The sequence below is a fragment of the Mycobacterium sp. P7213 genome, assembly GCF_900604305.1.
GTDB lineage: Bacteria > Actinomycetota > Actinomycetes > Mycobacteriales > Mycobacteriaceae > Mycobacterium.
The window spans coordinates 1-10,442 of the sequence record NZ_UWOA01000084.1 but is presented as its reverse complement, the minus strand read 5'-3'; the positions used below and the strand labels follow the sequence as shown (position 1 = coordinate 10,442).

At 68.3% G+C, this 10,442-nt stretch carries 8 protein-coding genes; 4 read left to right on the top strand and 4 right to left on the bottom strand.

What is annotated here, in order from left to right; translation table 11 throughout:
- Window positions 1–248: hypothetical protein (locus EJK91_RS20820; RefSeq protein WP_125079857.1), on the top strand; the 248-nt coding region annotated here is incomplete at its 5' end.
- Between the two features lie 21 nt (window positions 249–269).
- Here EJK91_RS20820 and fadD4 read toward each other — a convergent pair.
- The 4 genes from fadD4 to EJK91_RS20800 form a co-directional block, all read right to left on the bottom strand.
- Complete coding sequence (fadD4, locus tag EJK91_RS20815; protein ID WP_125079856.1) at window positions 270–1,787, bottom strand: fatty-acid--CoA ligase FadD4; 1,518 nt, start codon at window positions 1,785–1,787, stop codon at window positions 270–272.
- A gap of 143 nt (window positions 1,788–1,930) precedes the next feature.
- Window positions 1,931–3,751 (bottom strand): phosphoenolpyruvate carboxykinase (GTP), encoded by a 1,821-nt coding sequence (locus EJK91_RS20810; protein WP_024442677.1) that lies wholly within the window; start codon window positions 3,749–3,751, stop codon window positions 1,931–1,933.
- A gap of 131 nt (window positions 3,752–3,882) precedes the next feature.
- A complete protein-coding gene (locus EJK91_RS20805) occupies window positions 3,883–5,436 on the bottom strand; it encodes a hypothetical protein (protein WP_241178772.1) in 1,554 nt (517 codons plus the stop codon).
- Window positions 5,433–6,377, bottom strand: coding sequence for a hypothetical protein (locus tag EJK91_RS20800; protein WP_206430457.1), 945 nt, complete (start codon window positions 6,375–6,377; stop codon window positions 5,433–5,435). The genes EJK91_RS20805 and EJK91_RS20800 overlap by 4 nt, the downstream gene beginning before the upstream one ends.
- 159 nt (window positions 6,378–6,536) lie before the next feature.
- Here EJK91_RS20800 and trmB point away from each other — a divergent pair, with 159 nt between their 5' ends.
- The 3 genes from trmB to EJK91_RS20785 form a co-directional block, all read left to right on the top strand.
- Window positions 6,537–7,319, top strand: coding sequence for a tRNA (guanosine(46)-N7)-methyltransferase TrmB (trmB, locus tag EJK91_RS20795; protein ID WP_024442674.1), 783 nt, complete (start codon window positions 6,537–6,539; stop codon window positions 7,317–7,319).
- Entirely contained in the window at window positions 7,319–8,014 is a 696-nt protein-coding gene (locus EJK91_RS20790) for an NYN domain-containing protein (RefSeq protein WP_024442673.1), read from the top strand. Before trmB ends, EJK91_RS20790 begins: the two co-directional genes overlap by 1 nt.
- Window positions 8,015–8,088: 74 nt before the next feature.
- On the top strand, window positions 8,089–10,442 hold a 2,354-nt coding region (locus EJK91_RS20785; protein WP_164518053.1), incomplete at its 3' end, for an MMPL family transporter.

Genomic DNA, 10,442 nt, shown 5'->3' with positions numbered 1-10,442 from the left:
GCGGCGCGGCCGGCAACGGCGGCCAGGCGATTGGCGTCGGGGGCACCGGCGGGACCGGCGGCCACGGGGGCGCCGGCGGCCACGGGGTCGGCTTCGGCGGTGACGGCGGCAACGGCGGCGCGGGCGGAAACGGGGGCGATGGAGCTACCCCCGGCGCGGGCGGGCCTGGCGGCGCCGCCGGCCCGGGCACCGTCCACGGGCAAGCCGGCAACCAAGGCACCCCGGGCCAGCCGGGCGACGCGTCCTGATCGGGCCCTGACGGGCCGGCATCACGCCGAGTACTTGGCCACCAGCTCGTTCTTGTAGAGCTTGCCGGTGTCGGTGCGCGGCAGCTGCTCCTCGAACGCGATCGACCGCGGACATTTGTAGTGCGCCAAGCGGTCCCGCACCCAGTCGAGTAGTTCTGCGGCGAACGCAGGCGTGGCGTCGGCGGGGTCGACGGTCTGCACGGCCGCCTTCACACTCTGGCCCATCTCGTCGTCGGGGATCCCGAACACGGCCGCGTCCAACACCTTCGGGTGCGTGATCAACAGGTTCTCCGCTTCCTGCGGGTAGATGTTCACCCCGCCGGAGATGATCATGTGGTGGCGCCGGTCGGTGAGGTACAGGTAGCCCTCATCATCGAGGTAGCCGACGTCTCCGACGGTCGTCCAGCCTTGCGCGTGGCGCGATTTCGCGGTCTTGTCCGGATCGTTGAGGTACTCGAAAGCGTTCCCGCCCTCGAAGTAGATCTCGCCGGCCTCGCCGGCCGGCAACTCATTGCCGTCCTCATCGAGAATGTGCACCGCACCGAACATCGCCTTGCCCACCGAGCCGGGATGCTTCAGCCATTCGTCGGCACTGATCAGCGTCGAGCCGTGCGCCTCCGATGAGGCGTAGTACTCATCGACGATCGGCCCCCACCACTCGATCATCTGCTGCTTGATCTCCACCGGGCACGGAGCGGCGGCGTGCATGACCCGCTTGAGGCTGGAGACGTCATACGAATCCCGCACTTCGGCAGGCAGTTTCAGCATCCGGGTGAAGTGTGCGGGCACAAACTGCCCGTGGGTGACCCGATAGCGCTGGATGGCTTCGAGCGCGGACTCGGCGTCGAACTTCTCCATGACAACCGTGGTCAGCCCGGCCGCCTGCACTTGCATGGACCACACCGACGGCGCGGTGTGATACAGCGGAGCGGGACTCAGATAGACCGAACCCGGGCCCATCCATACCGAGACCAGCATCGCCATCAGCCCCGGCACCTCGGTCGGAGGCAGATGCGGCAGCGGACGTTTGATGCCCTTGGGCCGCCCGGTGGTGCCCGACGAGTACTGCAGCAGATCACCTTCGATCTCATCGGCAATGGGTGTCTCCGGCTGGTCGGCAACGCATTCCGGGTAGCGCTGCCAGCCGTCCAGGTCACCATCGGCGATCAGCAGCAGCTCGGGCAGGCCGGCCGGCAAGTGCTCAGCGAGGTCGGCGCAGGTCTGGCGCAGCGCAGCCGAGCCGATGATCGCCTTGGCGTTGCTGTTGTCGATGATGTACGCGGCTTCGGCAGCTGTCAGATGAGTGTTGATCGGCACGTAGTACAGGCCGCTGCGCCGTGCCGCCCACATCGCCGCGTGGATGTGCTCGTTGTTCTCCATGATGATCGCGACGACATCGCCCTCCACCAGCCCTGCGGCGCGGAAGAAGTGCGCCAGCCGGTTCGCCCGGGCTTCCAGCTCAGCGAAGGTGACGACGATGCCGGAGGGGTGCAGGATGATGGCCGGGTTCTCGGCTTCGAGGTGCTCGCGAATCTGCATGGGCTGACTGTACTGGGGCCAAACTTGACGGCTGTCAAGTGGGGGCGTCAGGGACGCGAACCGTCCCCGCACCCGGAGAATGCAGAACCGCACCCGGGGAATCCCCCTGGGTGCGGTTCTGCGAAGTGCTCGAAACCGGGCTACTAGCCCAGGCGCTGCTTGAGTGCCTCGAACTCGTCGCGCAGCCCGGTGGGCAGCTTGTCGCCGATGAACTCGAACCACTCCTCGATCAGCGGCAGCTCCGCGCGCCATTCGTCGGCGTCAACGATCAGCGCCTGATCCACGTCGGCGGCGGCCACGTCCAGCCCATCCAAGTCCAGGTCGGCAGCGCTGGGCACGGTGCCGATCGGGGTCTCCTGGCCGCCGGCATTGCCCTCGACCCGCTCGACGATCCACTTCAGCACCCGGCTGTTCTCGCCGAAGCCCGGCCACAGGAAGCGGCCGTCGTCGCCGCGACGGAACCAGTTGACGAAGAACACCTTGGGCAGCTTCGACTCGTCGGAGTGCTTGCCGGTGTCGATCCAGTGCTGCATGTAGTCGCCGGCGTTGTAGCCGATGAACGGCAGCATCGCCATCGGGTCGCGGCGCACCTTGCCCACCGTGCCCTCGGCGGCCGCGGTCTGCTCGCTGCCCATGGTGGCGCCGATAAAGACGCCGTGCTGCCAGTCGCGGGCCTGACTCACCAGCGGCACCGTGGTCTTGCGACGGGCGCCGAACAGGATTGCCGAGATCGGCACGCCCTGCGGGTCGTCCCACTCCGGCGCGAGGATCGGGCACTGCGACATCGGGGTGCAGTACCGCGAGTTCGGGTGAGCGGCAGGGGTTTCCGACTCGGGCGTCCAGTCGTTGCCCTTCCAGTCGGTCAGGTGCGCCGGGGTCTCCCCGCCGATGCCCTCCCACCACACATCGTTGTCATCGGTGTGGCCGACGTTGGTGTAGACGGTGTTTCCACGCTCCAGCGTGATCATCGCGTTCGGGTTGGAGCTGCGGCTGGTGCCCGGAGCCACGCCGAAGAAGCCCGCTTCCGGGTTCACCGCGTAGAGCCGGCCGTCCTTGCCGAACCGCATCCACGCGATGTCGTCGCCGAGGGTCTCGGCACGCCAGCCCGGGATGGTCGGCTGGATCATCGCCAGGTTGGTCTTGCCGCAGGCCGAGGGGAACGCCGCCGCCACGTAGTAGGCCTTGTTCTCCGGCGAGATCAGCTTGAGGATCAGCATGTGCTCGGCCAGCCAGCCCTCGTCGTGGGCCATCGCCGACGCGATCCGCAGCGCGTAGCACTTCTTGCCCAACAGCGCGTTGCCGCCGTAACCCGAGCCGTAGCTCCAGATCTCGCGGGTCTCCGGGAAGTGGGTGATGTACTTCTCGGAGTTGCACGGCCACGGCACGTCCTGCTCGCCTTCGGCCAGCGGGGCGCCGACCGAGTGCAGACCCTTGACATAGGCGCCGTCGGTGCCGATCTTCTCCAGCGCCGCGGTGCCCATCCGGGTCATCACCTTCATCGAGGCCACCACGTAGGGCGAGTCGGTGATCTCGACGCCCAGCTTGGGGTCCTCGGCGCCCAGCGGGCCCATGCAGAACGGGATGACGTACATGGTGCGACCGCGCATGCAACCGCGGTACAGCTCGGTCATGGTGGCCCGCATCTCGTCCGGGTCCATCCAGTTGTTGGTGGGGCCGGCCCCTTCCTGGGTGCGGCTACAGATGAAGGTGCGTGACTCGACCCGCGCGACGTCGGCCGGGTCGGAGAGCGCCAGGTAGGAGTTGGGCTTCTTCTTTTCGTCGAGCTTGACCGCGGCGCCGGACTCGACCAGCAGGCCCATCAGCCGGTTCCATTCCTCCTCGGAACCGTCGGACCATTCCACCCGGTCGGGCTGGGTGAGCTCCGCGACCTCCCGAACCCAGGCCAACAACTCACCATGCTTCGTCGGGGCGGTGTCCAGACCGGGAATGGTCGCTGAGGTCATTGAGCTCTCCTGTGTAACCTGTGTCACTCGGTGGCGTTGCCGCAGCTGCGCGCCGCTGTCACCTCTTATACCGTCATTAAATAAGAGATTACCGTCAATAGCTACACGGATCGAAACAATCGCAACTCGAGCTATCTGTCGCCCGTGACGGCAGCCTCTACCGGGCCTGATTCACCCAGCTCATGGGGCGGTCCCAGCTTCGCCTCTCCTCCGTCGAGCCTCGCTGAATCGCCCAGCTCAGCGCGCACATTCTCCAACACCCGCCGCAACGACGGCAGCCTGCGATCACGTACCGCGGCAGCGCGGGCGGCGGCGGCCACGTGCTCCCGCAGTTCCCGGTCCAATGCGGCGACCCGGTCGGCGACGCGCGCGGCCTCGGTCTCGTTGTGTCCGGCAAGTTCGGCGGTGAGCACCGACTCGGCGGCCACCACCCGCAGGGCCACCAGCTCCTGCACCGAGGACCGCACCGCGCTGGTGGCCTGTCCCACCCACCGATCGAGCACCACCCGGTCGCGCAACAGCCCCCGAATCCTGACCACCCACACCGTGGCCGCCACCCCGGCGATGGCGCATCCGGCCGCACCCAGCGCGGCCAGTCCGGGCGCGAGGTGGGCGAAGAGCCGGCTCAAGGTCAACGCCACGCCCAGCCCAAAACCGATTCCCAGCACCGCCATCAACTGGGTCTCCAACAGTCGGGACTCCAGCGGTGGCTTGCCCGAGTCGACCTGCGGCACCGGCACCGCCGCTCCGGCCGGCATTTCGGGTGCGACCAGCCCCAGTTCCTGGGCGACATCGGCCAAATGCTCGGTGATTCCCTGGTCGACCTCGGTCACCACTTCGGTCAGCCGGGCGTGGACATAGGACTCGAACGCCGCCCACCGGCGGCGCGTCATGCCCGCTGCGTCTTCGCCCAACTCGCCGCGCACCGAGGCGCATCGCTTGGCGGCGAAGTAGGACAGTTGCACGCGGGCCGCGGCGATGCGGCTGCGCAACGCGATCACGCGCTCCGATTTCGACATTCGCCGCTGCCGCACCACCTCGTCACGCTGCTCCTGCAGTTGCGCCACCCGGGTGCGGCGGCCTGCCGCGCGGGCGTCGCGGTCGATGCGATCGGCGTCGGTGCGCAGCTGAAACTCCCACGAGCGCAGCCGGTTACGACGCTGAGCATCGCCGTCCTCGAGCTGTCTGGTCAGTTCCGCGATCAGGTCGTCGACCCGCGGGTCGCCGCGCTGCGGTGCCGCGGCCGCCCCCACCCACGCCACGTTGCGGTAGCGCGGCGCGTGGCCGGAGAGGGTTTCGCGGGCCGCTGTCTGCATCTCGCGCCACTGCCGGTGGACGTCGATCTTGGAAATCACGCCGATCACCACATCGGTGTGAGGGGTCACCGCATCGAGCAGCGCGCAGTCCGACTCCGTCAGTGCGGCGGCGGCAGACACCACGAACACCACCGCCAGCGGCACCTCCCCCGGCGCCAGGTCGGTGGCTTCCATCACCAGCCGCTGCGGCATCCGGTCGGCCAGGGCGTGCGTCATCGCGCTGACCCCGGCCAGCCAGGGGCCGGTCACCGCCACCACGTCGCAGCGCCGCACCGGCGGTGGAAGCACGTCGGGAGCGACCTCAGCGACCAGGGCGTCGACCCCGGTGATCGGGKCCGCCTCGGCCGATCCGCCACCCTCGGCGGTCATGGGCGGCCCCGCGTCGCGGCCCAGGCCCGCAGCGATCCCCGAGCGATGTCGGCGGCGCAGGCCCGCCGGGCGGCGCTGACCGGTGCGCTGCGGTGACTCTGCCAGCGACGGGCCCGCGCCAGCGCCGGTTCCTCCGGCAGCTCGATCGCGGCCGCCGCCGCGGTCAGCCGAGCGGAGACCGTCGCATCACGGTTCAGGAATTCGTCGATGCGGCTGTCTCCGACTGCCATCGCCTCCAGCCGGATCACCGCCTCCGACATCCGACGGTGGTGAACGGCAGCGCTCATCACCTGCAGCCGGGCGACGACACGATCGACACCGCTGAGCCGGCGTAACCGGGCGCGGGCCTGCGACAGGGTGCCGTTGCTTCCGGCCAGGTCGAGCAGTGCCGCGATCCCGGAGAGGTCGACGGTGGCGCACAGCCGCTCGCGGGTCTGACGCGGCACCGGGTGCGGACCGCTCACGAACTGCTCGGCGCAGCGCAGATCGGCGGGCCGGGCGGCCACGCAGCCCAGCGCCTCCCACAGTGCCCGGTCCAGCCCACCGCCGAGTGCGGCCAGCGCGAACATCGCCGACATCGGTTGCACCGGCACCGGCATCGTGGCGGCACCGTGCCCGCGCAGGTCGGCCTTGTTCAGCACCGCCAGCACCGGGTGCCGCCGCATGGCATGCAGGGCGGCGATGTCCTCGGGCTTGACCGCCTCGGCGACCACATAAACGGCCAGCTCGGCGATTTCGGTCCCAGCGGGCTGCTCGGCGATGCTCAGCCCGGCGGCGGCCAGCGCCGCGGCGACGGTGCGCCGGCCGACACCGCGGCGGCCACGCACCGCGACCTGCAGGGGCGCGGTGATGGCTGCGGCGATTTCCGCCAGTCGGGGGTCGGAGTGCTGCGTGGCCAGCGCGGTCAGCTCGTCGGCGAAGAGCTGGTGCCCCTGTGTCACGACCCTGCCTCCCCGCGCAATCGGCTCCGGGGGCCATGGTGTCAGCTGCTCCGCGGCGACGCGAGTCACCCTCCCCAGGGCGACTTGGCCGCGCCGACGGGCCGCGCTAAGCAACTGTTGGGTATCAATGTGGACCGCGAAGTGGGTACAGATGCATCCATGGGCCACCATGGACTGATGCATGCGCCGCGCGACGTCGAGTCAGCATCAGACGTCACTGGCGTCGACACCCCGGCTCCACGCCGTTTCCGCAACTTCAGCGTCCGCTACCGGCACTCCGCGCTGTCGGACGGTCAGCGCCAGACCTGGGAGCGGCTCTGGCCCGACCTGGGCGCCGATGTGGTGCCGCCCGACGGTCCCCACCATCGCCCCCAGCCCCTGGATCCGCACCGCTGGTTCGGTCGCGATGCACCCGTGGTGCTCGAGATCGGCTGCGGAGCCGGCACCTCGACGGTAGCGATGGCGCAGGCCGAACCGGACCTGGACGTGCTGGCTGTCGAGATATATGAGCGCGGGCTGGCGCAACTGTTGTGCGCGATCGACCGCGAGGGACTGGGCAATATCCGGCTGCTGCGCGGCGACGGCCTCGATGTGTTGGAGTACCTGATCGCCCCGGCTTCGCTGATCGGGGTGCGCGTCTTCTTCCCCGACCCGTGGCCCAAGGCCCGGCACCACAAGCGGCGGCTGTTGCAGCCGGCCACCATGGCCCTGATCGCCGATCGGTTGCAGCCCGGCGGGGTGCTGCACGCGGCCACCGACCATGCCGACTACGCGGTGCAGATCGCCGAGTCCGGCGACGGTGAGCCGGGCCTTCGCCGGGTGGCCGGCCCTCTCGTCGACGTCCGCCTACCTATCTCGGTCGCTCGCCCCACCACCAAGTACGAGGCGAAGGGCCGCGATGCGGGCAGCGTGATCAACGAGTTCGTCTGGGTGCGGGCCTGATGACCAGCCCCGACCTGCGGGCTGGAGTGGACGGCGAGCCGACCGGGACCGAACCGACCGCCGAGGGGACGCCCACGCAGCGGGTGCTGCTGGTCTGGGACGCCCCGAACCTGGACATGGGCCTGGGCGCGATCCTGGGCCGTCGTCCGACCGGCGTGGAGCGGCCCCGCTTCGACGCACTGGGCCGCTGGCTGCTCAGCCGCACCGCGGAGGTGGCGGCGTCGCATCCGCAGCTCAAGGTGGAGCCGGAGGCGACCGTATTCACCAACATCGCCCCGGGCAGCGCCGACGTCGTCCGGCCCTGGGTCGAAGCGTTGCGTAACGTGGGTTTTGCAGTCTTCGCCAAGCCGAAGATCGATGAGGACAGTGATGTCGATTCCGACATGCTCGAACACATCGCGCTGCGGAAAGAACAGGGACTGGTGGCGGTGGCGGTCGCCTCCGCCGATGGCCAGGCGTTCCGGGAACCGCTGGAAGAACTCTGCGGTCTGGGCATAGCCGCCTCTGTGCTCGGATTTCGCGAACATGCGAGCTGGGCGCTAGCCTCGGATACCTTGGAGTTCGTCGACCTGGAGGACATCCCTGGTGTGTTCCGGGAGCGGCTGCCGCGGATCAGCCTTGATTCGCTGCCGGAACAGGGGGCGTGGCTCCAGCCGTTCCGGCCGCTGAGCTCACTGCTTACCTCGCGAGAGTGACAACTGGAGAGCCTGAAGTCAGGGAAGCGCGAGTCCGAAAGATGTCTCCACAGACCTTAGTAAGGAGCGTATAGGTGTTCGCCTGGTGGGGTCGAACTGTATACCGCTACCGGTTCATCGTAATCGGCGTGATGGTGGCGCTCTGCCTGGGTGGCGGCGTCTACGGAATGAGCCTGGGCGACCACGTCACCCAGAGCGGCTTCTACGACGAGGGCAGCCAGTCGGTGCAGGCGTCGATCGCCGGCGACGAGGTCTACGGCCGGGACCGCACCAGCCATGTGGTGGCGGTCTTCACCGCGCCCAAGGGCGAGACGGTCGACGACCCGGAATGGTTCGACGCGGTCAAGAACGGGCTCAACAAGGTCAAGAACGACCACCCCGATCAGATCATGAGCTGGGTCGGCTACTTCACCAATCCCGAGGCGCTGGCCAATATGGCCGACCCGGAGAAGAAGCACGCGTTCGCGTCGATCCAGATCAAGGGCGACGACGACGACACCATCCTCAAGAATTACCAGGCTGCCGAGTCGGACCTGCAGAAGCTCGACGGCGGCAAGGTCGAACTCGGCGGTCTGCAGCCGATCGCCAGTGAACTGACCGGCACCATCGCCACCGACCAGCAGCGCATGGAGGTGCTGGCACTTCCGCTGGTCGCCGTGGTGCTGTTCTTCGTGTTCGGCGGGGTGGTCGCGGCCAGCCTGCCGGTGATCGTCGGCGGGTTGAGCATCGCCGGAGCCACCGGCATCCTGCGCTTCGCCGCCATGTTCGGGCCGATCAACTTCTTCGCCCAGCCGGTGGTCTCGCTGATCGGTCTGGGTATCGCGATCGACTACGGGTTGTTCGTGGTGAGCCGATTCCGTGAGGAGATCGCCGAGGGCTACGACACCGAAGCGGCGGTCCGCCGGTCGGTGATGACGGCCGGACGCACGGTGGTGTTCTCGGCGGTGCTGATCATCGTCTCGGGTGCCAGTCTGCTCGTGCTGCCGCAAGGATTCGTCAAGGCGATCACGTATGCCATCTTCGCCTCTGTGGGCCTGGCCGCGCTGCTGTCGATCACCTTGCTGCCGGCCATCCTGGGCGTGCTGGGCAAGAACGTGGACGCGCTCGGGGTGCGCACCCTCTACCGGGTGCCGATCCTGCGGGACTGGGAGATCCACAACCGCATCATCGGCTGGCTCGCCGAGAAGACCCAGAAGACCAAGACCCGCGAAGAAGTCGAGGCCGGGTTCTGGGGCAAGCTGGTCAACTTCGTCATGCAGCGACCGCTGGCGTTCGCGATCCCGATCGTGATCGCGATGATCCTGTTGATCATCCCGCTGGGGAAGTTGTCGTTCGGCGGGATGAGCGAGAAGTATCTGCCGCCGGACAACACCGCCCGGGTTGCCCAAGAGCACTTCGACGAGATCTTCCCCGGCTTCCGCACCGAGAAGCTGACCCTGGTGATCAAGAGCGATTCCGACAAGCCGGTCACCGACCAGCAGGTCGCCGATATCCGCAACCGCGCGATGGCGATCAACGGGTTCGTCGTTCCCGACGACGATCCGGCCGAGATGTGGAAGGAGCGCCCCTACCTTCCGGGGGCCTCGAAAGACCACTCCGTCCGGGTGATCGAGAACGGCTTGGTCAACCGCAACGACGCCGCGCAGAAGATCAAGGCGCTGCGCGCCATGAGCACACCCAAGGGTCTGGACGTGCTGGTCGGCGGGACACCAGCGCTCGAGCAGGACAGCATCCATGCGCTAGTTGCTCAGGGACCGTTGATGCTGGCGATCTTGCTGATCACCACGACGCTGCTGATGTTCCTGGCGTTCGGGTCACTGGTGCTGCCATTGAAAGCAGCCGTGATGAGCGCGTTGACGCTGGGCTCGACGATGGGCATTTTGACCTGGATGTTCGTCGACGGGCACGGCGCCGGCCTGCTGAACTTCACCCCGACGCCACTGATGGTGGTGGTCATCGCGCTGGTCGTTGCGGTGGGCTGGGGTCTGGCCACCGACTACGAGGTGTTCCTGGTCTCCCGGATGGTCGAGGCACGAGAATCCGGGATGTCGACCACCGAGGCGATCCGGATCGGCACGGCCACAACCGGCCGGCTGATCACCGCTGCCGCGCTGATCCTCGCCGTGGTTGCCGCGTCGTTCGTGTTCTCCGACCTGGTGATGATGAAGTACCTGGCGTTCGGTCTGATGGCGGCACTGCTGCTGGATGCCACCGTGGTCCGGATGTTCCTGGTGCCGTCGGTGATGAAGCTGCTCGGCGACGACTGCTGGTGGGCGCCCCGCTGGATGAAGCGCCTGCAGAACCGGATCGGTCTGGGCGAGATCCGGCTGCCCGACGAGCGGCGCCGGGTGACCCGCCGTCCCGCGACGGCAACTGTCGCGCCGGCCCCCGCCGGTGCGGCAGCCCCGCGCCCGACCCACGACCCGAC